The sequence below is a fragment of the Pseudoalteromonas sp. NH0006-46 genome (assembly GCF_057547735.1).
Map to the genome: position 1 here is coordinate 92,642 of NZ_BAAJML010000009.1, position 24,094 is coordinate 116,735.

At 39.8% G+C, this 24,094-nt stretch carries 22 protein-coding genes; 6 read left to right on the forward strand and 16 right to left on the reverse strand.

Annotated elements, in window-relative coordinates:
- Nucleotides 1–104: 104 nt before the first annotated feature.
- Entirely contained in the window at nt 105–1,703 is a 1,599-nt protein-coding gene (locus AC27I2_RS15940) for an ABC-F family ATPase (RefSeq protein WP_487204844.1), read from the forward strand.
- Nucleotides 1,704–2,299: 596 nt separating this feature from the next.
- Nucleotides 2,300–2,746 carry an REP-associated tyrosine transposase gene (locus AC27I2_RS15945; RefSeq protein ID WP_082653628.1) on the forward strand — a complete coding sequence of 149 codons (447 nt, stop codon included), beginning with the start codon at nt 2,300–2,302 and terminating at the stop codon, nt 2,744–2,746.
- A 286-nt stretch (nt 2,747–3,032) separates the two neighbouring features.
- Here the strand turns inward: AC27I2_RS15945 and katG are convergent, their stop codons facing one another.
- Complete coding sequence (katG, locus tag AC27I2_RS15950) at nt 3,033–5,210, reverse strand: catalase/peroxidase HPI (protein ID WP_058405217.1); 2,178 nt, start codon at nt 5,208–5,210, stop codon at nt 3,033–3,035.
- Between the two features lie 712 nt (nt 5,211–5,922).
- Here katG and AC27I2_RS15955 point away from each other — a divergent pair.
- The gene (locus AC27I2_RS15955; RefSeq protein WP_058405218.1) at nt 5,923–6,807 is read left to right on the forward strand and encodes a tetratricopeptide repeat protein; all 885 of its coding nucleotides are present in this window, start codon (nt 5,923–5,925) and stop codon (nt 6,805–6,807) included.
- A 707-nt stretch (nt 6,808–7,514) separates the two neighbouring features.
- Here AC27I2_RS15955 and AC27I2_RS15960 read toward each other — a convergent pair.
- From AC27I2_RS15960 to AC27I2_RS15975, 4 genes are all read right to left on the reverse strand, one after another.
- Entirely contained in the window at nt 7,515–7,835 is a 321-nt protein-coding gene (locus tag AC27I2_RS15960; RefSeq protein WP_058405219.1) for a hypothetical protein, read from the reverse strand.
- Nucleotides 7,836–7,843: 8 nt separating this feature from the next.
- The gene (locus AC27I2_RS15965) at nt 7,844–8,512 is read right to left on the reverse strand and encodes a nuclear transport factor 2 family protein (RefSeq protein WP_487204845.1); all 669 of its coding nucleotides are present in this window, start codon (nt 8,510–8,512) and stop codon (nt 7,844–7,846) included.
- Between the two features lie 1,618 nt (nt 8,513–10,130).
- Nucleotides 10,131–10,832: a purine-nucleoside phosphorylase gene (deoD, locus tag AC27I2_RS15970; protein WP_006794609.1), complete on the reverse strand. Its 702-nt coding sequence runs from the start codon at nt 10,830–10,832 to the stop codon at nt 10,131–10,133.
- 14 nt (nt 10,833–10,846) lie between these two features.
- Nucleotides 10,847–12,064 carry a phosphopentomutase gene (locus tag AC27I2_RS15975; protein WP_203987755.1) on the reverse strand — a complete coding sequence of 406 codons (1,218 nt, stop codon included), beginning with the start codon at nt 12,062–12,064 and terminating at the stop codon, nt 10,847–10,849.
- A 192-nt stretch (nt 12,065–12,256) separates the two neighbouring features.
- Here AC27I2_RS15975 and udk point away from each other — a divergent pair, with 192 nt between their 5' ends.
- The 3 genes from udk to AC27I2_RS15990 all read left to right on the forward strand — a co-directional run bounded on the left by udk (nt 12,257) and on the right by AC27I2_RS15990 (nt 15,105).
- On the forward strand, nt 12,257–12,889 hold the full coding sequence (udk, locus tag AC27I2_RS15980; protein WP_006794607.1) for a uridine kinase: 633 nt from the start codon (nt 12,257–12,259) through the stop codon (nt 12,887–12,889).
- Between the two features lie 17 nt (nt 12,890–12,906).
- Nucleotides 12,907–14,133 (forward strand): NupC/NupG family nucleoside CNT transporter, encoded by a 1,227-nt coding sequence (locus AC27I2_RS15985; RefSeq protein WP_008132935.1) that lies wholly within the window; start codon nt 12,907–12,909, stop codon nt 14,131–14,133.
- Between the two features lie 261 nt (nt 14,134–14,394).
- Nucleotides 14,395–15,105 (forward strand): substrate-binding periplasmic protein, encoded by a 711-nt coding sequence (locus AC27I2_RS15990; protein WP_058405432.1) that lies wholly within the window; start codon nt 14,395–14,397, stop codon nt 15,103–15,105.
- A gap of 423 nt (nt 15,106–15,528) precedes the next feature.
- Here AC27I2_RS15990 and AC27I2_RS15995 read toward each other — a convergent pair whose 3' ends face one another.
- The 11 genes from AC27I2_RS15995 to AC27I2_RS16045 form a co-directional block, all read right to left on the reverse strand.
- A complete protein-coding gene (locus tag AC27I2_RS15995; protein WP_002959120.1) occupies nt 15,529–15,738 on the reverse strand; it encodes a cold-shock protein in 210 nt (69 codons plus the stop codon).
- 239 nt (nt 15,739–15,977) lie between these two features.
- Nucleotides 15,978–16,694, reverse strand: coding sequence for a hypothetical protein (locus AC27I2_RS16000; protein WP_487204846.1), 717 nt, complete (start codon nt 16,692–16,694; stop codon nt 15,978–15,980).
- The gene (locus AC27I2_RS16005) at nt 16,691–17,431 is read right to left on the reverse strand and encodes an FTR1 family protein (protein ID WP_487204847.1); all 741 of its coding nucleotides are present in this window, start codon (nt 17,429–17,431) and stop codon (nt 16,691–16,693) included. Before AC27I2_RS16005 ends, AC27I2_RS16000 begins: the two co-directional genes overlap by 4 nt.
- Nucleotides 17,418–17,771 (reverse strand): cupredoxin domain-containing protein, encoded by a 354-nt coding sequence (locus AC27I2_RS16010; RefSeq protein WP_487204848.1) that lies wholly within the window; start codon nt 17,769–17,771, stop codon nt 17,418–17,420. The genes AC27I2_RS16005 and AC27I2_RS16010 overlap by 14 nt, the downstream gene beginning before the upstream one ends.
- Nucleotides 17,764–19,074 carry an ATP-binding protein gene (locus AC27I2_RS16015; RefSeq protein WP_487204849.1) on the reverse strand — a complete coding sequence of 437 codons (1,311 nt, stop codon included), beginning with the start codon at nt 19,072–19,074 and terminating at the stop codon, nt 17,764–17,766. Before AC27I2_RS16015 ends, AC27I2_RS16010 begins: the two co-directional genes overlap by 8 nt.
- Nucleotides 19,074–19,733: a response regulator gene (locus AC27I2_RS16020; protein ID WP_058553312.1), complete on the reverse strand. Its 660-nt coding sequence runs from the start codon at nt 19,731–19,733 to the stop codon at nt 19,074–19,076. The genes AC27I2_RS16015 and AC27I2_RS16020 overlap by 1 nt, the downstream gene beginning before the upstream one ends.
- A 9-nt stretch (nt 19,734–19,742) precedes the next feature.
- Nucleotides 19,743–20,390 (reverse strand): tetratricopeptide repeat protein, encoded by a 648-nt coding sequence (locus AC27I2_RS16025; RefSeq protein WP_058405426.1) that lies wholly within the window; start codon nt 20,388–20,390, stop codon nt 19,743–19,745.
- A 28-nt stretch (nt 20,391–20,418) separates the two neighbouring features.
- Nucleotides 20,419–21,189, reverse strand: a complete 771-nt coding sequence (locus AC27I2_RS16030) for an SDR family oxidoreductase (protein WP_487204850.1) — start codon at nt 21,187–21,189, stop codon at nt 20,419–20,421.
- A complete protein-coding gene (locus AC27I2_RS16035; RefSeq protein ID WP_487204851.1) occupies nt 21,186–21,875 on the reverse strand; it encodes an iron-containing redox enzyme family protein in 690 nt (229 codons plus the stop codon). The genes AC27I2_RS16030 and AC27I2_RS16035 overlap by 4 nt, the downstream gene beginning before the upstream one ends.
- Entirely contained in the window at nt 21,868–23,337 is a 1,470-nt protein-coding gene (locus tag AC27I2_RS16040; RefSeq protein WP_487204852.1) for an AMP-binding protein, read from the reverse strand. The genes AC27I2_RS16035 and AC27I2_RS16040 overlap by 8 nt, the downstream gene beginning before the upstream one ends.
- Nucleotides 23,334–23,987, reverse strand: coding sequence for a thermostable hemolysin (locus tag AC27I2_RS16045; protein WP_058405422.1), 654 nt, complete (start codon nt 23,985–23,987; stop codon nt 23,334–23,336). Before AC27I2_RS16045 ends, AC27I2_RS16040 begins: the two co-directional genes overlap by 4 nt.
- Between the last annotated feature and the right edge of the window lie 107 nt (nt 23,988–24,094).

Sequence of the window (24,094 nt, forward strand, 5' to 3'; positions counted from 1 at the left end):
CTGATCTGTATAATTCGCCAGCTAATTTACCCTATTGCTTGATGTTGTTTGTGGCCTTTTGCTGCAACGAGCTCCTGTCAGTACTAATTCTAGGATTACCTTTTTTGATCTCCACCGCAAATATTACGATGCAGTTTGGCGCAGAGCCGTTGTTTGAAAACATTTCAGCTAAATTTGGTAACGGTAACCGTTACGGTTTAATTGGCGCTAACGGCTGCGGCAAGTCGACTTTCATGAAAATTTTAAGCGGTGCACTGGTGCCTAGTGCGGGTAATGTGTCGATTACGCCAGGTTTAAAAGTAGGTAACCTAAGCCAAGACCAGTTTGCATTTGAGCAATACACGGTGGTAGATGCGGTAATTATGGGCGACGTTGAGCTTTGGAAAGTTAAGCAAGAGCGCGACCGTATTTATTCGTTACCTGAAATGAGCGAAGAAGACGGCATGAAAGTGGCCGACCTTGAAAGTGTATTTGCCGAAATGGACGGGTACACTGCCGAAAGCCGCGCTGAAGAGATACTTATAGAAGCAGGTATAGATAAAGAGTTTCATTACGGGTTAATGGCAAATGTTGCACCGGGCTGGAAACTACGTGTGCTTTTGGCGCAAGCTTTGTTTGCAAACCCAGACATACTGCTACTCGATGAGCCGACCAATAACTTGGATATTCATACTATTACGTGGCTTGCAAACGAGCTGAACAAGCGTAAATGTACGATGATTATTATTTCGCATGACCGTCACTTTTTAAACTCAGTTTGTACACACATGGCCGACATTGATTACGGCGAGCTGCGTATTTACCCGGGTAACTACGAAAAGTATTTAGAGGCATCGGGCCTGCAACGCGAGCAACTATTGGCTGAAAACGCTAAAAAAAGTGCTGAAATTGACGAGCTACAAGACTTTGTTAACCGCTTTGGTGCTAATGCCTCTAAAGCTAAACAAGCTAGTTCGCGTGCTAAAAAAATGGATAAAATTAAGCTTGATGAAGTGAAAGCGTCGAGCCGTATGAGCCCGTCGTTAAAGTTTGACGAAGGCAAAAAAATGTACCGCCAAGCGCTTGAAGTTAACAAACTTGGCCATGGTTTTGATGGTGAAACACTGTTTAGTGGCGGTGAGTTTTTACTAGAAGCCGGTGCAAAGCTTGCGGTAATTGGCGAAAACGGGGTGGGTAAAACTACTTTTTTACGCTGTTTAGTTAACGAGCTTAAAAGTAATGAAGGCGAAATTAAGTGGTCTGAAAATGCGAGCTTTGGTTACTGCCCGCAAGACAGCACTAAAGACTTTGATAACGATTTAACGTTATTTGATTGGATGTCGCAATGGCGTACAGCTAAGCATAACGATTTAATGGTTCGTGGTATGTTGGGCCGTTTGTTGTTTACCTCAGACGATTCAAACAAAAAAGCGCGTAACTGTTCAGGTGGTGAAAAAAACCGTTTGTTATTTGGTAAGTTAATGATGCAAGACGTGAACGTACTTGTAATGGACGAGCCAACAAACCACATGGATATGGAGGCCATTGAGGCATTAAATAATGCGCTTAAAGACTTTGAAGGGACGCTTATTTTTGTAAGCCACGACCGTGAGTTTGTGTCGTCGTTGGCTACGCGCATTATTGATATTAAAGATAAGCAGGTTATTGATTTTCAGGGTACGTTTGATGAGTACCTTGCAAGTTGTGAAGAGAAAAAAGCATAAGCCCGTTGGGTGTTTATTTTTAAAAGGCGCTTAGTTAGCGCCTTTTTTGTGCGTGGTTAAATGCATTAGTAAACAAGTAATTAGATCATCACCAAAAGGTAATTAACTATTGCTCGTGTTTTTTGTGTAGCACGAAGCGCCTCGGTGCGCTCTGTGGTGGTAACTTGTTAAAAAACAAGAAGCTACGCTTCTAACGTGAGCAAGCTCTACGTTTACAAAAACAAACTAAAATAACCCCTTTTGCTTTTGCTACTCATTTACTCCTAATTCGCTTCTCTTTATGCAATACGCTTTTAAGGGTTATAAAGTGATTTTTTTACCACCGAGAAGTGAAGGAGAAAAGCAGGAGCAGTGACTAATTATTGCTCGGTTTTTTTCTGTGTAGCGCGAAGCGCCTCGGTGCGCTCTGTGGTGGTAACTTATTAAAAAACAAGAAGCTACGCTTCTAACGTGAGCAAGCTCTACGTCTACAAAGCAGTGTTTAAATTAACCTGTAGACGCACAGCTTGCTGGCGTGAAAAAGCAACGCGTTTTAAAACTTGTTTTAGATTAATTCTTATCTATGTTTATACAAAGCCAAAATATATGACTCTCCGATGCATGACTCCTCAAAATTATTAGCACATCGTTTTTCAAATAATAATGAGTTCTACTCTGTGACTATATGCTGCATAAATAGAGCATCTCTATTTAAAGAATTTGGCAATGCATGTATTGCAGCAAAGGCTATTGTGGATATGCAAAATAAAGTTAATACAATTTGCTATGTATTAATGCCTGATCATCTACATTGGTTATTTCAGCTTAAAGAGTGCTCACTAGCCAACGTAATAAAAATCTTTAAAAGTGTAACGACTGTAAAAATAAATAAGCTAAATGGAACAACAGGCAAAATTTGGCAGCAAAATTATTTTGAACATCAGCTTCGTTCTGAAAAAGATTTAATCAATCAAGCTCGTTATATTGTTGCTAACCCACTCAGAGCAGGCGTTGCAAAAAATGTCGGACAATATCCATATTGGGATTGTATTTATTTAAGCTAAATGACTTATAAAGCTAGAAGCTACGCTAATAACGTGAGCAAGCTCTTCGTCTACAAAGCAGTGTTTAAATTAACTTGTAGACGCGCCGCTTGCTGGCGTTTAAAAGCAACGCTTTTACAAATATTGTTAAACCGCTAAGAAGCTGCGCTTCTAACGTGAGCAAGCTCTACGTCTACAAAATAAGTTAATCCTGCTACTATGGCTTCTCTTTGTGCATCTGTTCAGCCTTGTTTTTAAAAACAAAAAAGGAGCATTGCTGCTCCTTTTTAACTGTTGCTCAGGTTTATTAAATATCAAACCTATCGGCGTTCATTACTTTTACCCATGCATTTACAAAGTCGTGAACAAAACGTGTTTTATTATCGTCTTGAGCATAAAACTCTGCCAATGCGCGTAAAATTGAGTTTGACCCAAATACCAAATCTACGCGTGTTGCGGTCCATTTAGTTGCGCCGCTTGCGCGATCTACAATATTGTAAAGGCCATTGCCGGTTGGCTCCCAGCGGTTTGCCATGTCGGTTAGGTTTACAAAAAAGTCATTGCTTAACGCGCCTACGTTATTTGTAAATACACCGTGCTGTGTGCCGCCATGGTTGGTACCCAGCATTCGCATACCACCAATAAGCACCGACATTTCAGGGGCGGTTAAACCCATTAGTTGGCTACGCTCAAGTAATAACTCCTCAGCAGATACCACGTAATCTTTTTTCAGCCAATTTCTAAAGCCATCGTGAATCGGTTCAAGTACGTCGAACGATTCGGCGTCGGTCATGTCGTCGGTTGCGTCGCCGCGCCCTGGCGCAAACGGAACGTTAACCTCTACCCCTGCATTTTTAGCGGCTTGTTCAACCGCGGCTGTGCCGCCAAGTACAATTAAATCGGCCATGCTTACAGGTGTGCTTAACTCTGCTTGCACTTTTTCAAGCGCTGATAACACGCTTGCTAAGCGCTCTGGCTCGTTACCCTGCCACTCTTTTTGTGGTGCTAAACGAATGCGTGCTCCGTTTGCACCGCCTCGGTGATCAGACCCTCGGTAGGTACGTGCACTGTCCCATGCGGTGTTAATTAAATCGCTGGCACTTACACCACAATTAAGCAATGTTGCTTTTAAATCGCTGATTTGCGCATCTGTTAAGGTGTAGTCAACGCTTGGAATTGGATCTTGCCAAATTAAATCTTCACTTGGTACATCGGCACCTAAGTAACGTGCTTTTGGCCCTAGGTCGCGGTGCGTGAGTTTAAACCATGCACGTGCAAACACGTCTGAAAAGTACTCAAAGTCGTTATGAAAACGCTCAATTATTTTACGGTACGCTGGGTCCATTTTCATGGCCATGTCGGCGTCGGTCATTATTGGGTTTAAACGAATTGATGGGTCTTCTACATCGACCGGTTTGTCTTCTTCTTTAATGTTTACAGGTTCCCATTGATGAGCACCTGCCGGGCTTTTTGTCAGTTCCCATTCGTAGTTTAAAAGAAGGTCGCAGTAGCCGTTATCCCATTTTGTTGGGTGCGTGGTCCATGCGCCTTCAATGCCCGATGTCATTGTATCGCGGCCAATACCCCGTGTTTTGTGGTTGTTCCACCCCATGCCTTGCTCTGAAATATCTGCCGCTTCTGGCTCTGGGCCTAGGTTTGACTCTTTTCCGTTACCATGTGTTTTACCTACGGTGTGGCCACCAACGGTAAGGGCTGCTGTTTCTTCGTCGTCCATTGCCATGCGGGCAAATGTTTCGCGCACTTGTGCTGCGGTTTTAAGCGGATCGGGTTTACCGTTTACTCCTTCTGGGTTTACGTAAATTAGGCCCATTTGAACAGACGCTAAGGGGTTTTCCATTGTGTCGGGTTTATCTACATTTTGGTAGCGTTCGTCGCTTGGTGCTAACCATTCTTTTTCGGCGCCCCAGTATACGTCTTTTTCTGGGTGCCAAATATCTTCACGGCCACCGGCAAACCCAAAGGTTTTTAAGCCCATTGATTCGTATGCCATGTTGCCCGCTAAAATAATGAGATCGGCCCACGAGAGTTTGTTACCGTATTTCTTTTTAATTGGCCAAAGTAGGCGACGCGCTTTGTCGAGGTTGGCGTTATCGGGCCACGAGTTTAAAGGCGCAAAACGTTGATTTGCAGTGCCACCGCCGCCACGTCCGTCAGATAAACGGTACGATCCTGCTGAGTGCCATGCCATGCGGATCATTAAACCACCGTAGTGGCCCCAGTCGGCTGGCCACCAATCTTGGCTTTGGGTCATTAAGTTTTTTAAGTCGGTTTTTACGGCTTCTAGGTCGAGGGTTTTAAATGCTTCAGCGTAGTTAAAGTCGCTGCCGTAGGGAGAACTTTTTGTATCGTGTTGATGTAGGATGTCGAAATTAAGTGCGTTTGGCCACCAATCTGTATTTTGGCCAGCTGTTTGTGTATTGCTGCCATGCATTACTGGGCATTTTCCGGCGCTAGAGTTGCTCATTTTTCAATCCTCTTGGTGTAAAAATTACGTAAGCGATATTTAATTTGTTTAAGTAATACTATTTTTAACTAATGCAAATGTTGCTTAATCAACTACTTATATATTTATACTTATTTTGAATTACCAATATAGGCTTATTTTTTGAGCTATGCCAATGAATACACCGTATTTAAAACGATTGGCCCAATTTGTATTTTTGATTGGAACTTAAAAAACAAGCTCTGGTAAATAGAGGCCTGAGTTAGTACAGCAAACAAGTGGGTTTAATATTTTGATCTTTTTTTAAATAACGATGATCGAATTAAAAAGTAGCGGCGTAATGGTATGTGAAGGGTTTGAAAGTGGCTTTGGTTTACCATAGCGCACATAGGAATACCCCCCTTCGCCATGAAATTGTAGTTATAATGCTAAAGGTGTATTACTAAGCCCAATACACCTTTACTTTATAAACTCAGTTTATCAGTTTTATGTTAGTTGATAATAATTAGCTAACAGTAGTTAAGTTTTCCCTAACCTTTGATGTTTTAGCAGTTTCAACCAGCTCACCCAGAGCTGGTTTTTTTTGCCTAAAATTTACCACCACACAATGTTTTCGTAATAATAATTTATAATGCGTAGTAAACTCGCCCTCAAAACAAAACCTGCCCTAGTGAGTTTAGGTTGTGCGTGTTAATATTATTTTTGCAATTAATTATTTTATTTGGGCATGTTGATGCGTTATTACTTTTCTTTACTATGTATTTGTTTTACTTTATTTTTAGCGTCGGCTAATGCCGCTGAGCAACAAACAGAAGCCCCCTCAAAGCAACAAGAACAGCAAGCGCTCGAGCAACTTAAAGAGCCTATGTATAAACCGCTTATGGAACGCTACATTTTAGATGAGCTAAAAGCGGTTCGCCAAGATCAGCAAAAACTACGTGAAGATGTAACTAAACAAGTTACGCACGCGCAATTAGACACGGCCGACAGAGCCCTTACTTACACCACCGATACTATAAATAATGTGTTTTTTATTATTACCGCCACGGCATCTATTTTGGTGCTTGTTGGCTGGAATTCGCTTCGTGATGTTAAAAACAAAGTAGAAGATATTGTAAATACGCGCGTGAGTGTTATTACCGACGAATACGAAGACCGATTAAAAATTCTAGAAGAAAAACTGCGTGTACGTTCTGAAGAAATACTCAGTAACCAAGAACGTATTTCTATTACAAACGAGGTTCACTCGTTGTGGATGCGCGCAAATTTAGAAAGTGATTACGCTAACAAAATTGAAATTTTTGATGAAATTTTAAAACGTAAACCTGAAGACGTTGAAGCTATTGCCTATAAGGCTGATGCGTTGCTTGAAATTAATCAAACAGCCAAAGCGATTGATTTATGTAACCAAGCAATTGATATAGATAGCGATTATGGTTATGCCTATTGGCAACGTGCGTGTGCATTTGCGCTAATACACGAGCACGCCGATGCATTGGCCGATATAAAAATGGCACTTGAGTACTCGCCTAACTTACGTAATGAGTTACTTCACGAAAGTGCATTTGCAAGCCTGCACGATAATAATAGCTTTAATACTATTGTGGCGGGCGAGTAAGTTTAGCCTGTTTATATAGTATTTAAAAAAGAGCGAAAGCTCTTTTTTTGTGGCTGTAATAAAGTGCTGTGCTTTTAGAGTTAGGGACTAAGTAATTTAATATTTGACCTGAAATGAGAAGCTATCGCTTCTAACGTGAGCAAGCTCTACGTCTACAGAATAACTTTACCCTGATTACTATGGCTTCTCATTTTCTCCTCATTCGCTTCTCTTTGTGCATTACTGTTTTAAAAAATATTCACAAAGAGGTTAAGAGACGCTGCGCTTTAAGAGTTAGTGAAAAAGCCCATTATTTACAATGCCTTGGCTAAATATGGCCTGAAGACGCGCTGTGCTTTCGTTTAATAGCAACGTTTTACCTACACTATAAAAGTGATTGTTTCACCACCGAGAAGTGAAAGAGAAGACCAGGAGTAGTGACTAACCAATATTTTTAACTCTGTGAAGCGCGTAGCGCCTCGGTGCGCTCTGTGGTGATAAAAGATCACTTACCCTGTCACTTTTTGGCTACTCATTTACTCCTCATTCGCTTCTCTTTGTGCATTAAGATTTTAAAAGCCAATGATTCACAAAGAGGCTAAGATACGCTGCGCTTTTAAAGGTAGGTGCTAAGTGATTTGATAAAGGGTTACGTGAGCAGGCTTTGGTATAAAGCATACGTACTCAGTATACCTTAGCCGCTTTACTTTTGTTCGAAGTTTTAGGTGTTAACGCTTAAAGTACAAGTCGATTGCTTTGGTGAGTAACTCGTCGAGTTGCTCTTCAAAGCCATCCATATCAATTTCAAAATAGCTAAAGTACTTTTTAACCTGTAATTGTGAAAGGTTACGGCTGTTTACGCTGTATTGGCGTTCGTCTTTTTGTTTATCGTAACGCGGTAAAAAGACAAATTGTGCGTAGTACGGTGACTTAATATGCTTATTGGCATAACGACAAAAATCTTCAATATATTCTGCGCCTTCAGGGCCTAAACAACCGGGTTCAACTCGGTACATTAAGCGAAGTTTTTTGTCGTCAGTAATTTGCATAATAATCCTTAACGAAAAAATAATACGCGGATTATTTTTCCGTTTTTAATTTGGTAGCTCGATACAAGCTCTGAGCGTTTATCTATTACGTTTTCGTCTGTTGAACAGGTTTCTGATAGCTCATGATCTATTACTATATCGCCATGGACTATACGTTTAATAGGCGATGAGTGAATACACTTTAGCTTTTTAAACATTAACCCATAACGTGCTATTAGTTTTTCTTTTCCTTTAAATAATAGCTCATTGGGAAAAATATAAAACTCTACATCTTCATCGTAAACACGAATGAACTCTTCAATATTTCGTGCGTTGTATGCTTTTATAAGTTGTTCAACCACGGCTAGTGATTCGCGAGATTGTTTAGCTTTAGCTTGCTGCTTAGCGGTTAAGGCTTCTTTTGCTTGCGCTACGGCTTTTTCTGCCTCGGCTACGGCTGCAGCTTTTTCTATTTTATTTTTTGGTTTAACAACGGGCTTTGGTGTTTCATCGCCTAACACTTTCGTGTCGTCTGATTTTGCTGGATCAATAACAGGTTTTTTAAGCTCAGGGGCTTTATATTCAAGTGTGTTTACTTTTTCGTCAGCTTTTTGCTGTTCGTTAGTGGGCTCTGTGGCATAACTATTTAAAGCTAGCGTTAGGGTAAATAAAGCAAAAAAAATAGATAACGATTTCATAACTTTCCTAATAAAAACACTAAGCGTGTATTGTATTGCAACATAGCAAATTTTAACGTTTTCGGGTAGCAATTAAATGAATAACCTTGGCTTTCATTGCGTAGTTTAGCTTGAGTTTAACCCAGCTTTTAAAATAATTTTATAAAACACATAATTTTTAATGAGGGTATAAAAATGATTGCTTCACCACCAAGTAGTAAAGAAAATGCAAGGAGCCATGATTAATTGTTACTCCTGTTTTCTCAGTGTAGAGCGAAATGCCTCGGTGCGCTCTGTGGTAAATAAGTTAACCTAATTGGCTTTTTTCTTCTCATTTACTCCTCATTTGGTTCTTTTTTTGCATACTGCTTTAAAGCCCAATTTCACAAAGAGGCTAAGAGACGCTGCGCTTTTAGAGATAGTAAAAAAGCCCCGTATTTACAATGCCGTGGCTAAATATAGCCTGTAGACGTGCTTTGCTATCGTTCAATAGCAACGTATTACTTATGCTGCAAAAGTGACTATTTCACCACCGAGAAGTAAAGGAGAAGACCAGGAGTAGTGACTAATCAATATTTTTTAACTCTGTGTAGCGCGAAGCGCCTCGGTGCGCTCTGTGGTGATAATTTTATAAGTAACAAAAAGCTGTCGCTTCTAACGTGAGCAAGCTCTACGTCTACAAAAATAAACTAAACATTGCTTTAGGGCTGCTCATTTTTTCTCATTCGCTTCTCTTTGTGGATTTAGATTTAAAAGCCATTATTCACAAAACAGTGCCTGAATGTAACCTGTAGACGTACTTTGCTTTCGATTAATAGCAACGTTTTACTATGTTATTAAAGTGACTGTTTTACCACCGAGAAGTAAAGGAGAAGAACAGGAGTAGTGACTAATCAATATTTTTTAACTCTGTGTAGCGCGAAGCGCCTCGGTGCGCTCTGTGGTGATAATTTTATAAGTAACAAGAAGCTACGCTTCTAACGTGAGCAAGCTCTACGTCTACAAAAATAAACTAAACATTGCTTTAGGGCTGCTCATTTTTTCTCATTCGCTTCTCTTTGTGCATTAAGATTTTAAAAGCCAATGATTCACAAAGAGGCTAAGAGACGCTGCGCTTTTAGAGATAGTAAAAAAGCCCCGTATTTACAATGCCGTGGCTAAATACAGCCTGAAGACGCGCTTTGCTTTTGTTTAAAGCAACGTATTACTTATGCTATAAAAGTGATTTTTTCACCACCGAGAAGTAAAGGAGAAGAACAGGAGTAGTGACTAATCAATATTTTTTAACTCTGTGTAGCGCGAAGCACCTCGGTGCGCTCGGTGGTGATAATTTTATAAGTAACAAGAAGCTACGCTTCTAACGTGAGCACGCTCTACGTCTACAAAAATAAACTAAACATTAGTTTAGGGCTGCTCATTTTTTCTCATTCGCTTCTCTTTGTGGATTTAGATTTAAAACCCATTTTTTCACAAAGAGTTCAAAAAGCGCTGCGTATTTAGAATTTGGTACATATTGATTTTATAATTATTAGGGCATAAAAAAAGCCGCATAAAATGCGGCTTTGGAGGTTAGTCTCACTTCACTTTGGGCGTGTCTCCAAAACTTAGTGAATACGTTACCAAGGAACTGTTTTATCGATTAGATAGACTCTAATGCAATTTTAACCATTTCGTTAAACGTGCTTTGACGTTCGTCAGCAGGTGTTGCTTCACCCGTGATCACGTGGTCACTTACGGTGAATAATGCCATTGCGTTTGCGCCGTATTCAGCTGCAACGCCATATAAACCGGCTGTTTCCATATCTACAGCGAGTACGCCTAACTTGTCTAAATCTTTATAGAAAGTGTCGTCTGCTTGGTAGAAAGTGTCGGTTGTAAATACGTTACCTACTTTTGCTTTAATACCTAGTTCTTTTGCTGCGTTAACGCCGTTTAACAGTAGGTCAAAGTCTGCAATTGCAGAAAAATCGTAGCCACGAACACGTGCACGGTTTACGTTTGAATCTGTGCTTGCACCTTGTGCAAAAATTACGTCACGGATTTTAATGTCGGTACCAATACCGCCACATGTACCAATGCGTATAATGTTTTTTACGCCAAAGCTAACAATAAGCTCACGTGCGTATATAGACATTGATGGAATACCCATGCCTGAACCCATAATGCTTACTGGCTTACCTTTGTAAGTACCTGTAAAGCCAAACATGTTGCGTACACCCGTTACTTGTACCGCATCATCTAAAAAGTTTTCAGCAATATATTGCGCACGTAGCGGATCGCCTGGCATTAAAACTGTTTCGGCGAAATCACCAACATTTGCATTTATATGAGGAGTACTCATTCGTTGTTTCCTTTTTATTTTGGCGCGTTTAATTGAGTTAAAAAGCTGTCGCCATATTCAAGCTCAGACAAGTTAAACCACTGTGCTAGTGTTTGACCAATATCTGCAAAACTATTTCGTTCACCTAGCGGTGTATTATCCATACCAGGCTTATACGCTATCACAGGTACGTATTCACGTGTGTGCTCAGAACCTGGAAAGGTTGGGTCACACCCGTGGTCGGCAGTGATCATTAATACATCATCTGCATTTAACTGGTTTAGTATAGTTGGTAAATAGTCATCAAATTCTTTTAATGCTTTAGCGTAACCTACCGGGTTACGGCGATGACCAAATTTTTCATCAAAATCAACTAAGTTGGTAAAAATTAAGCTGCGATCAGGTGCTGTTGAAATTACCTCACTGGTTTTTTCAAGCAAGTTCATAAGCCCTGGTGCTTTGTGCTTTTGGGTTATGCCTTGATGCGCGTATATGTCTGAAATTTTACCAATACTAATTACTTCGCCGCCGTCTTTTGCTAGTACATCTAACAAGGTAGGTGCTGGCGGAAGTACTGAATAGTCACGACGGTTACCTGTTCGTGCAAAATCTTGACTATTTGAACCCAAAAATGGCCGCGCAATCACTCGTCCTATGTTCATTTCATCAAGAAGCGCCCGTGCGATTTCGCAAACTTGATAAAGCTTCTCTAGGCCGAATGACTCTTCATGCGCGGCTATTTGAAACACGCTATCAGCTGAGGTGTAACAGATTGGTTTACCTGTTTTTACGTGCTCTTCACCTAGCTGTTCTAAAATGGTGGTTCCTGATGCATGGCAATTGCCTAAAATGCCAGGAATACCGGTACGAGCTATAAACTCGTCTACAAATTCTTGCGGGAAACTTGGCTGTGTTTTTGGGAAGTAACCCCAATCAAATAACACTGGTACACCGGCCATTTCCCAATGACCTGATGGGGTGTCTTTTCCGCTTGAAAGTTCTTTAGCGTAACCCCACGCACCCTTTGGTGCTTGGCGGTCTGAAACTAAACACGTTTCGCCACCGGCGGCTTCGCAGGCATCGACTAAACCTAATTTAGATAGATTAGGAAGCGAAAGTGCACTGCCTGTTTCGTCGTAATATGCTTTTAGTAAGTGAGCGAATGTATTGGCGCCAAGATCACCAAATTTATCTGCATCTGGTGCTGCACCGATTCCTAGGCTATCTGCCATTAAGATAATTGCTCTTGCCATTTTGACCTCACTTTGTTTCTAGGTGGTTACTTTATCTGCTGAACGATTTTTCCGTACAGGACAAAAGTCCTGTTTCATAAAACCTAAACATTATAAATTTGCGTTCTTAAGCGAAGCAAAAGAGATTAATCGTGTCTTTTTTGCTATTGTGATCTACCAACAATATATCCTTCTGTGTGGGTGAGAACTTTAGTGACACGAACAACTATTATAGCTATTGCTGGCGCGTCTGCGTCGGGCAAATCTCTGTTTAGCCAAACTATATACAATGAGTTGGTTAATGAGCTTGAACCGGGCGCAATTGCCATTATTGAAGAAGATGCTTACTACAAGGATCAGTCGCATTTGCCGATGGCTCATCGTACGCAAACGAACTACGACCACCCTGATGCATTTGAACATGAGTTAATGCTTGAACATTTAACTCAGCTTCGTAGTGGAAACTCAGTAGAAGTACCAACATATGATTATGCACAACATACTCGCAGCGATAAAACGCGACGTGTAGCTGCTGCAAAAATTTTGATTGTGGAAGGTATTTTATTACTGAGCGATAAAGCGCTTAATAAAGAATTTGATATTAAGGTGTTTATAGACACCCCTTTAGATATCTGCTTAATGCGTCGTATGCAACGTGATATGGAGCAGCGAGGCAGAACGTTACAATCTGTTGTTGAACAGTATCAAGCAACTGTAAGACCGATGTTTTATCAATTTATTGAGCCTTCTAAGCATAATGCAGATTTAGTTGTGACTCGAGGCGGCATGAACCGCGTTGCGATTGATATTATAAAAAGTAAAATTAAATATTTACTACAAGAATAACAACGGGAAACATTTGTATGACAACATTTATGAGCTTAGTAGGCATGTGTGTGCTGCTGGGCATTGCCTTTGCCGCGTCAACTAATCGCAAGGCAATTAATTTAAGAACCGTTGCTATAGCATTTGCAATGCAAGTTGTTATTGGTGGCTTTGTTCTGTTTTTTGACGCAGGAAAAAACGTATTAGCAAGTATGTCGGCCGCTGTTTCATCGGTTATTGGCTATGCCAACGATGGTATTGGCTTTTTGTTTGGCCCTCTGGCTTCACAAGACACACTTGGTTTTATTTTTGCAATTCAGGTTTTGCCCGTTATTGTGTTTTTCTCAGCGCTAGTTGCTGTTTTATATCACATTGGCATTATGGATTGGATTATTAAGATTTTAGGCGGTGGTTTACAAAAGCTTTTAAAAACCTCGCGCACAGAATCACTTTCAGCAACGGCAAACATTTTTGTTGGCCAAACTGAAGCACCGTTAATTGTTAAACCTTTTATAGCAACAATGACCAAGTCTGAGTTGTTTGCTGTGATGGTAGGTGGCTTAGCCACTGTAGCTGGGTCTGTAATGGCGGGTTACGTAATTATTGGTGTAGAGCTTAAGTACTTAATTGCAGCCAGCTTTATGGCGGCACCGGGTGGTTTTTTAATGGCAAAAATGATTGTGCCAGAAACCGAAACACCTAAAGATAACTTAGCTGATTTAGATTTAAACGATGACGATAAACCGGTAAATGTAATTGATGCGGCAGCATCAGGCGCTGCAAATGGCATGCATTTGGCGCTAAACGTAGGTGCAATGCTACTGGCTTTTGTTGCACTGATTGCGCTTTTAAACGGTTTATTAGGTGGTGTGGGCGGATGGTTTGATCATCCAACATTAACGCTACAAGAAATTTTAGGTTATGTATTTGCTCCTGTTGCATGGTTACTCGGTGTACCGTGGGATGAGGCAATTATAGCCGGCAGCTTTATTGGTCAAAAGATAGTAGTAAACGAGTTTGTTGCTTACTTAGACTTTATAAATTATCGCGATACGTTAAGTGCGCACACACAAGCAATTGTTACGTTTGCTCTGTGTGGATTCGCTAACTTATCATCGATAGCCATTTTACTAGGTGGGTTAGGCGGTATGGCGCCTAGCAGGCGGAAGGATATCGCACGCTTAGGGCTCAGAGCAGTGTTAGCAGGATCTATGGCTAACCTTATGAGCGCAGCAATTGCTGGGTTTTTCCTCTCGCTAGCTTAGAAACTTAAGAGATGAACCGGTGTTGCAAAACAAGAAGTTAGTACTTTAAGGGGTTAAAGTGCTATCTGACTTGAACGATACTTCACCAAGGGCCGCAAGGCCCTTTTATCGTTTTAGGCGTAAATTACCTTATGCCTTTTTATCTTATCCTAACTACCACTTAATCATTATAATGCTCTATTTTAATCACTTTTTTTTGTAATTATTCTATTTTGTTCCACACTTAAGTTAGTGTTTTTAATTCAATAATGACTCGCTGTTGTGAAATACATTCTGACCCTTTTTATACTTGTTTTATCGTTTTCTACTTTAGCTGAAAAACCGTTACTGGTAGTTACAGAATTAGCACCGCCTAATCAAGTTTTAATAGACGGCACTGTTCAAGGTCAAGGGACACAATACATAAGGGATATATTTAAACAGGCCGGTTTAACGCCAGACATACAAATGTATCCTTGGGCTCGCGCTTATAAAATGGCAAGCGAGGAGAAAAACACGTTTATATACAGTATTGCTCGTACAGCTGAACGAGAAAATCAATTTCAGTGGGTAGGCGAAATTGGTCGCTTTGAAATGGGGTTTGTTGGGCTATCAGACAGAACAGATATAGTAATCAATAATACTAACCAAGCAAAAAATTATAAAATAGCGATGCAATATAACGACTTTTCAACACAAACTCTCACAAAAATGGGGGTTGAGGGCGTTATAACTTCAGATATACAACATTCTTATCAGTTACTACTAGCCAAAAAAGTAGATCTAATATTAGATGACCCGCATTACATGCTCCAATACAGTGATTACTTCAAACTTAAACCTGGCCACTTAAAGTTTATTTTTAAAATAGATGCACTAACAACGGTTGCTTATTTAGCTGCAAATAAAGATACAGATACAGTTCTTATAGAAAAAATGCAAACAGCATATAAAGAGATAAATAAAACTAAAAAAAGCCCTTACGGTAAATAAGCAAACTTTTAATTTGTATTGTTTAACTGTGCTGTAAACCAATAACAAGTGTTGTTACCTCATCGTATTAATTAGTACTTTAATAAGCGTTGCAAGCACTTGTTACCATCTTCGCTTTTATACCAACCTGCAATGCAAAACGTATCGTTATCTGCGTAAAAAACTCATTTAGAGCAGCTTTCACGCGCTTTTTCATCCTTAAAAGATCACTTAATTAAGGGAGTTGGTATTATTTGTTAAAACCGGCTATTTCGACATTTTATTGCCACGTATTCCTGCCAAAAAGTAGTGGTGTTTAGGGGGAAATAGAATCACTTAAATTGTGCTTGTTAGTAGTAGGTAGGGTTGTTACATAAGTTAGGTTTATTTTAGACACAAAAAAAGCGCCCTAGGCGCTTTTTTCATTTTACTTAAAAAGTAAAATTATACAGCTGTGATGTTATCAGCTTGAGGACCTTTTTGACCTTGTGAAAGAGTAAACTCTACACGTTGGCCTTCAGCTAAAGTTTTGAAACCTTCGCTTTTGATTGCTGAGAAATGTGCGAAAACGTCTGGGCCATTTTCTTGCTCGATGAAACCAAAACCTTTAGACTCGTTAAACCACTTAACTGTACCTGATACGATGTTAGACATTGTAATATCCTGATATAAAAATAAAAAATATGCTCATATGAGCGGGTGTAGCAAAAAATGAGATGGTACTTTAAAAACTTCAGGACGGTACTACAAGTATTACTTATACAACATCGAAATGGAGATTTATAGCTTACATGCTTTCTTTCTAGCTGCGGCCCACTATATAGATAACCAAATATAAGTCAAGCACTTCCTTTAATTACTGAGCAATAAATAACCACATTGTGTTTACTAGCTTAAAATTCAAATTCTAGGGCTAGTCTAAAACTATGGTTTTTTTCAGCTTGGCTAATTTCACTTATAAAACCGGCTTCCCATTTTAGCTGCTTTTGACCTTCAAACCTGTATAACCCAATAAACCCTGGCCCAATCCCAATGAAATCCTCTCCTGCATACAACTCAATGGAAGGTTGAAACGCAGATAGGTATCTATACCGATATTGTACCCTGAACTGGGTTTCCCATTCGTTTTCAATATCTTTACCCCATTCGTACACTAAAAATGCATTCATAGTTAAACTCGTTTTACCAAACTCTTTTTCTATTAAAAAACCCGTCGTTGCTTCGTAGATGTCTTCATTGTGCATTTTTTCAAGTTCAAATAACGCGCCCCAATCAGCCCATAATTTACCTTGTTCTATTAATTGCCAACGCAGTTCAACTTCATATGATTCTAAACCAAAGTCACCATTGTCATCTCGCTCTCCTACAAAATAGCCTTCTACAGCCATCGTATCGTTGATTGCTCCACCACCACCAATTCGCTGTGCTAAGAGGTTGCCATTGTCGGTTTGATGAGAAACTAAACGCCATTCAAACTCGCGCTCTAGCGGCAATACATAGGGATGGTAAACCTTATCAACGACAATACCATCGGCATTCGCTTGGTTTGGAATTAACAGCATACAAAAAGCGGTTAAAAATAGTGCTGAATACAGGTTGAGTGCTTTCATACTCGTTCCTTAGATATTGAAGCTGGAATAACGTAGCAAAATATTAAAAATAACGCTGTACTTGCGATGTAGGTAAGCACCGTAGTGAGATCAGGAGTAGCCTCGTAACCAATTAGAGCGCGAAGCACTCGACCAAGCTCTGAGTGCTCACTAATCCAATGCCTTAAATCCCAAATAGGATTAGTATTTGTAATTAAGTCTATTTGACTTGCTAAATCAAGAGCCCCCAGCAGCTTAGATGCACTATTTAAGGCAATTAAAATGAGTATTGGGTAATTACCAAAACGGTGCTTAACGCCACTCATAAAAAAGTACAACAACACACAAAAGCTTAAACAAATACCAGAGCCTAAGAATGTGCCTATAAATAAGCTTTCAGCTGCATCACTATTTTTCCAAAAGCTATTGAGATAAATAACATAGTGGCTTAAGTACATGACTATCGTAGTAATAATTGCAAAATTAAAAGCCGTAACACTTTGCTGTGTAACAAAAACGAGTACCGCAATGAATATTGCAATACACATAGCGATTTGAATGTACTCCAGCCCTTTATGATCAAACCACTGACTAGCCCACAACGCGCTGTACATATATAAAAACGACATTGCAACACCAACCATCAAACAGATCCATATATGGTGGGCGCTTTGCTTTGCAAAAACTTGTAATAGTACTAATAAAATTGCAATTGGAAGCAATTGGTTAAGGCTAACTACTAAACTAGTTATTAGCATGTTGCGCCTCTTTGTTGTTTACGATTACAACACCTGTTGCAGAATTTGGCGAAAATTCGCCAAAAAACGCATACCGCCCCTTTTTTAGAGGGCCTATATAAATAACGCTTTTTCGATGCGGATAAAGAACTTTCTCTCTATTCAAATCAAAACTATCAAATTCTTCAGGGGTGTCGTCTTGGTTTTCTATAATTAATTTAACTTTTTGGTTTTCTGGGATCGTTATTTTTGAAGGGTAAAATAAGTGATCTTTTAGTACAATCAGGTACTCTTTTGCATTAATTTCAGACGATATAAGCACTAAAAGGCATAAGCATTGCTTAATTATGCGCTTACCCATGTTGCTCCCCCTTGAAGGTGACACGCGCGGTTAGTCCGCCCAAAGGGCTATCTGTTAATGTTATTTGGGCTGAATATATAGCAATAATGTGTTGCACTATAGCCATGCCTAATCCAGCTCCTTGCTCTCCTGATGGATGCTGATCCCCTCCAACACGATAAAACCTATTAAATACACGCTGTTTTTGCTCATCAGTCATGCCGGAACCTGAATCGTCAATTTGCCAATAACACCCATCATTATTGACAAGTTTTATTGTAATTTTACCATTTGTAGGGGTGTATTTTATTGCGTTACTTAATAAGTTAGAAATAAGCGTAGTAAGCGTAAACTCATCGCCATTAATTTTAAAGTCATCACCCTCTAAGCTTATTGTTAGATTTTTTTCATCTATTTTGTCGTATTGATCAGATACCGCATGCTGGGTAATTACCAGTAAACATTGTTCAGTAAATTGCTTTTGCCATTGCTCTGGATGGGTACGGCCCAAGATAAGCATTTGCTCCACTATATTACCCAGTCGATTGACCCCCTGTGACATAGCCTCTAACTCTTGCTCATAATACTGATCGTTTTCCAATTTTTTTAAATTATGCACATTTATTTTTAAACTACTGAGTGGGGTTCGCAGTTCATGGGCTGCGTCTGAGGCAAAAAAGCGCTCTCTTAGGTAGGCAGTCTCTACTCGTTGAAATAGATCATTTAACCTATTTATTACGGGCTTAATTTCTTGGTCGGTAACGTGCCAGCTTATAGGGCTAAAATCATTTGCTTTACGCTCAGCAAGCTGTTTCGATAATTGTGTTAGGGGCGCCAGTGCATGCTTAATAAAAAAGCTAATAAACACGGCAAGTATTGGCACAGCCCAAAGCATGGGTAGCATCGCAGACAAAATAACGGCTTCTGCCAACTCAAAACGTTTTGATATTGGCTCAGCCACTATCACTTTTCGGTTATTTTGTGTTAAAACAAACACTCGCATTCTCTGCCCTGCAATATTGGCAGTTTGAAAGCCCTCTTCAAAATCCATGGGCTCTATTTTTAAACTAGCAGATCCACTTAATAACGTATCTTGGTACCAAATTTGGTAAAGAAGCTGGGTATTAGCGCTATTTAACTTTATAGCTTGTGCTGTTTTGACTAAGGGCTGTTCACCCAGTACTAGCGCCACTATTTTTAACTCGTTATCGAGCAGAGTTTCACCTTCACGCATACTTTTTTGGTACCCTTTTACAAGCGCAAAAAAGCAGATAAGCACCATCATCGACAGTAGTATTAAGGTAAGGCGTTTACGAATAGACACTAACGTTTTCCTACCACATACCCGATACCACGAAGAGTTTTAATAAAATCTTTTGGAAACTTTTTTCGTAAGTGGTGTATGTGAACTTCTATGGTATTAGAGCCGACCTCTTCGCCCCATTGGTAAAGTTTATTTTCGAGCTGCTGCTTTGACTGCACACGCCCTTGATTTTCCATTAATGCTTTTAATAGCATGTATTCCTTGCGAGGCAAGGTTAATGGCTCCCCACTTACACTGGCGCTGTGGGCTGATGTGTCAAGGACAACATCGCCACAGTTTAATAGGCTTGAATGGGTATGGTTTATTCGCCTACTCGCGGCCCGTAAACGTGCAAATAGTTCTGCTGGATCAAAAGGCTTAGCTAAGTAATCATCAGCTCCCATGTCGAGCCCAAGTACTTTGTCATCTATACTGCTACGTGCCGTTAAAATAACGACAGGTATTATTTTTTTTTGTTGTTTTATTTGTTTTAAAATCTGAGTACCGTCGCCATCGGGCAATCCCAAATCGAGTATGACGAGTTCTATTTCACCCCCAGATATGCATTGAAGCGCATGTTTTACTGTACCACTGTGTTCAACACTGTAGCCTTCTTGGCGCAATGAACGGATAAGTCCCTGCGCCACAAGTTGATCATCTTCTACTAACAGTAAATGCATGCTTATTATTTATCTCTTAAGTTTTTTATCTACTTTTACTTGTAATTGGCTAATGGCTTGTTGACGATATTCATCAGCTTTACGTCGGTACTCTCGTATACCCGCTTTTTGCGCGACCTCTAACCGTGCTTTAGCTTCTTTGTATTCACGTTCACCATACAAAAATTCGCTGTACAAGTAGTTAGTATCAATACCTTGCGGATTAAATGCAAGTGCCTGTTTAAAAAGCTTTTTAGCCTTATCATCATCGCCAAAACCTATAGGCCAACCAGGTACTTTGCTATAAAGCGTGGCTAAGCTCGCATACGCAGAGCCTCCAAGTGCTGTGCCGTCAATTTCAAGTGAATGCTCTAGCGATTCTTTTGCTTGTTTTGCATATCCCAGAGCCCCGATCCCTCCTTTTGCTCCGGCAAAACTGGCTAGTACAATGCCATGCCAAATATGTGATTGTGCAGAATTTGGGTAATTTTGCACAAATAATGTTGTTTGCTCAGTTAGATCTGTGAATGCTTTTATTTGCGCATCGTCTTCAAGTTCATAATTGGCAATTGCCCATTGTTGTTGAATGGCGAGTAGATCTTGTGATTCATCTGCTTTGGCTGATATTGATAATATACTTAATACAATTAAATATAACGCTAGGGTCATTTTATACATAACTTCATCCTCGTGTATTCGTTTATTTTTAACTTAAAAATCGTTTTATTATTGATAGTTGTTTACCAATTGCGCGATCCACAATACTTGGAAAGGCACCGTTAATACGCACAAATAATTTTTCTGGAAAACCAATAAAGCGTCTTTTTTTACTTGAATTAATTAACGTTAATAACTCTTTTGCTACGCGTTCAGGTGTATCCATTTTATTACCAAGCGCTTTGTTCATTGCACGGGTTTGATCATTGTTAATACTTGTATCTGTAGCTCTTGGTGCTAAATAAGTCACATTAACTCCAGAGCCATTAAGCTCACGAGAAAGGGCTTCGGTGAAACCCCGTAAACCAAATTTACTTGCACAATAAAGTGTGTGATAGGGGTATCCAATACTGCCTAACGACGATCCTACATTTACTATTATGCCTTTTGAGTTTTCTAGCTGTTGCAAAAACAATTGGCATAATTTTATGGGGACCAATAAATTGGTGCTCAATACCGAGTCTATTTGATCACAACTGGTTTGCTTCAAACCTTGCACAACATTAATGCCTGCGTTATTAATCAACAATTTAGTACCACCGAGTTGGTTTGCTTTTATAGCTAAATTAACGCGGGTAGCTTCATCGGTTAAATCACCAATAAAAACCTCACTATTTGGGAGCGTTTTGTTTAAGGCTTTAAGGGCTTGTTTATTACGCCCCACCAACAATAATGACCAACCTTGATCGTGTAACATTTTTGCAAAAGCTTGCCCTATTCCACCCGAGGCACCGGTTAATACACATAGAGCCCCACTCATACAGATGCACTTTGCGTAGTAGTCTTAAAAAAGGGTTCACTATCTAAATCGCGAAATATATTCCCGTATAAACGGTAAAAACACTTTGCACCATGGATGATTGCTTGTTGATCGGCCTCATTGGTTATTTTGTTCATCAGGTCTTCAAAAAACTTCACATGCTCAATATCTAAGGCACCATGAGAGGTTAAATAACTAAACGCTTTTTTTGGTAAACCCACGGCGCTTGCAATATTTGATGCAGCCCCGTCGGCCAGTGCTATAGAAGTACCTTCGAGCACATGGACCATACCAAAAAAGCTCAATGGGTTTTTACGAGCAATACTGTCGTAGGCATACGACACCATTATTTCTGTTGCAAACTGTGGCTTGGAATGACGCACGCGTTCTTTATCAAAACCACAAGCGGCAATATCGTTAAGCACCCATTCTTGATGGCCAATTTCTTCTTCAATGTATTCTGCTACCGCTTCGCGTAACCATTCTTGCTCATCAGTTAAACGCGCGCCAACTGACATCATTAAAGGAACCGTGTGTTTTACATGATGATAAGCCTGCACCAGAAAAGAGGCATATTCTTCAAGCGTTGCTTGTCCGTTAAATACACGCTGTATAATTGGCGCAGCTAATAAGTACTCACGCTCGTTTTGTGTTTGTGCTTTTAATGTATTATAAAAATTACTCATTAATTACTTCTCCAGGTCGGTAAAATTGTTCGAAAACATGGTGGTAATGGCGACTAATCGCTTGTCGTTTTGGACGATTATTAGTTGTTAACAACCCTTGTTGAGCACTTAATGGCTCAGCTATGCAGTGCCATTTTTTTATGCGAGCGTAATCAGGTAATTGTTGGTTTACGTTATTTATAAGTAGAGTTAAGCTTTGTTTGTTTAGTGTTGAATTGACGTAAATAATGGCGGTTAAAAAGGGTTTACCTTCGCCGAAAACAACCGCTTGTAAAATGCCGCTTTGGCTTAGCAATAATGATTCAGGCCATTCAGCATTCACGTTTCGCCCCATACTGGTAATAATTAGATTTTTTATCCGCCCTTTAATAAATAATGTATTATTTTGTTGCTCAACCAAGTCCCCGGTGGCGTACCACTGGTTTTGATCGTGTGGCGGGTGATTTAAATACCCTAAAAACAGGTCTCCCTTAATATATAATTGATTGTCTGTAATCTTGGTTTGAATATGAGGAAGAACACGACCTGCACTATGGTAATTATCGTTTTTGACTGTGTTTAAGCTAACTACCGACGCTGCTTCAGATAGTCCATAACCTTGATAAACAGGTAAATTTAAACTTCTAGCTTTAACAATTATGGTTTTATCTACAATCGCCCCACCCACTGCTATAAACTTGAGTGATTTAGGCGGCTGCCAGCCTTGTTCTGCAAAAGTAACAAGGCATGTTAAAAGCTCTGGCACCAATATAAGTGTATTAGGATTTACTTTATCAATAGCGTTAATAAGTGCATTAGGTTGCGCTAACGAAGACCCTACAAAACCGAGTTCGTTCAGTGGTATTAAATGAACTTGACCGCCACTTTTCAAAGGCGCATATACACCTGCTATGTTTTCAAGAAGCACCGCCAGTGGTAATAAACATAAATGCACAGGCTGATTAATATTAATCTTATCGCACAATGATTGCGCCACTTGCATTTGACTGTGAGCAGACAAACACACCCCTTTTGGCTCACCTGTCGAGCCTGATGTAAACGTTACTTTTTGGGTCGTATCGAAGTAGTTAACTGCTTTACTCACTGTTTGTGAGTATATATACAAACAATAGCAATCAAATAACATAACACTCAGCGCTGGATGCTGGTTAGGACCAGGCAGAGTATCTGTAATAAAAATAGCAGCGCCACATTGATTGAGTACATACTGCGTTTGTTGCTCGCTAAAAAATGGAGCGATAGGTATAGCCACTTTATCGATTATTCGAGTTGCAAAATCTAAGGCTAGCCATGCGGGGGTGTTATCAAGCTGAAAAGCAACCACATTTCCTTCAAAAGCCTTTAAAGTATTAGCCAACGTTGTGGTTTGTTGGTCAAACTCTTTTCCACTTATTTCATGGGTTTTATTATTACTGTGTGAAACAACAATAGCTGCATTTGATTGCGTATCATATAAACTCATATTTTCACCAATGCATTCGCTAATGTATCAATTTCATGCTGGTTTTGACGCAATAAGCTATAAAGCTCTGTTGTTTTTACGATTTGTTGGTGAGCTTGCTCTAAACTCACAACACAGACAGTTGGTTGATTAGCGTAATAACTTCCCCAACTTAATGGGTTTTCTACTACAAAGCTGTTAGCAACAGCAATTTCAGTGCAGTTAACACCTAACAGTCGAAGCATAGCTCGTACTTTTTTAGTGGCGCAAAATACTAAATATTTAGCTCCAGTATGGTAAAGCGCCTCGTTAACAACAATAAAATGCCCAAGCGTTGCCTTTCGATGTGTAGAGCATAAATTACCTAGCTCAAAAATTTTACTACGCGGAGTTTGTTCTAATAAAAAGTGCTCGATGGGCTCTGCCGTGTACTGCTCAATAAATAAGGAAGAGGTAGCTTGCCTTAAACCTAACGTACATTGCCCCTCACTTGTTGTGTATTGGCAAAGTAGCGGCATAAATGATTTAAGCGTTGCATTGTAAGCCACTAAAAACCCCTCTTTTACTGCGGCCTCTAGTTCATTTCGATGCTCATCATTCACTCGAGCACTGATATAATGTGTCGGATTAGATGTGTAATTTAGTGGTAAGTTTGACTGTGCTAATTGCATAAACATCGCCCGTTTAAGGAGTATGTTTATAATTTAAAGAGCGAAACTTAAAGAAAACTTAAGGAATAAAAAAGCCCCTAAATAAATTTAAGGGCTTTTAAAGTAAA

Coding starts and splice junctions, on each gene's coding strand:
- AC27I2_RS15975 (WP_203987755.1), bottom strand. CDS start 12,064: ATGGCAAGAGCAATTATCTTAATGGCAGATAGCCTAGGAATCGGTGCA.
- AC27I2_RS16030 (WP_487204850.1), bottom strand. CDS start 21,189: ATGAGTGGGGCTCTATGTGTATTAACCGGTGCCTCGGGTGGAATAGGG.
- AC27I2_RS15985 (WP_008132935.1), top strand. CDS start 12,907: ATGACAACATTTATGAGCTTAGTAGGCATGTGTGTGCTGCTGGGCATT.
- deoD (WP_006794609.1), bottom strand. CDS start 10,832: ATGAGTACTCCTCATATAAATGCAAATGTTGGTGATTTCGCCGAAACA.
- AC27I2_RS15955 (WP_058405218.1), top strand. CDS start 5,923: ATGCGTTATTACTTTTCTTTACTATGTATTTGTTTTACTTTATTTTTA.
- AC27I2_RS16020 (WP_058553312.1), bottom strand. CDS start 19,733: ATGCATTTACTGTTAGTAGAAGATGATCAACTTGTGGCGCAGGGACTT.
- katG (WP_058405217.1), bottom strand. CDS start 5,210: ATGAGCAACTCTAGCGCCGGAAAATGCCCAGTAATGCATGGCAGCAAT.
- AC27I2_RS15965 (WP_487204845.1), bottom strand. CDS start 8,512: ATGAAATCGTTATCTATTTTTTTTGCTTTATTTACCCTAACGCTAGCT.
- AC27I2_RS16040 (WP_487204852.1), bottom strand. CDS start 23,337: ATGAGTTTATATGATACGCAATCAAATGCAGCTATTGTTGTTTCACAC.
- AC27I2_RS16035 (WP_487204851.1), bottom strand. CDS start 21,875: ATGAGTAATTTTTATAATACATTAAAAGCACAAACACAAAACGAGCGT.
- AC27I2_RS15945 (WP_082653628.1), top strand. CDS start 2,300: ATGCATGACTCCTCAAAATTATTAGCACATCGTTTTTCAAATAATAAT.
- AC27I2_RS16010 (WP_487204848.1), bottom strand. CDS start 17,771: ATGGGTAAGCGCATAATTAAGCAATGCTTATGCCTTTTAGTGCTTATA.
- AC27I2_RS16045 (WP_058405422.1), bottom strand. CDS start 23,987: ATGCAATTAGCACAGTCAAACTTACCACTAAATTACACATCTAATCCG.
- AC27I2_RS16000 (WP_487204846.1), bottom strand. CDS start 16,694: ATGAAAGCACTCAACCTGTATTCAGCACTATTTTTAACCGCTTTTTGT.
- AC27I2_RS15960 (WP_058405219.1), bottom strand. CDS start 7,835: ATGCAAATTACTGACGACAAAAAACTTCGCTTAATGTACCGAGTTGAA.
- AC27I2_RS16025 (WP_058405426.1), bottom strand. CDS start 20,390: ATGTATAAAATGACCCTAGCGTTATATTTAATTGTATTAAGTATATTA.
- AC27I2_RS15995 (WP_002959120.1), bottom strand. CDS start 15,738: ATGTCTAACATCGTATCAGGTACAGTTAAGTGGTTTAACGAGTCTAAA.
- AC27I2_RS16005 (WP_487204847.1), bottom strand. CDS start 17,431: ATGCTAATAACTAGTTTAGTAGTTAGCCTTAACCAATTGCTTCCAATT.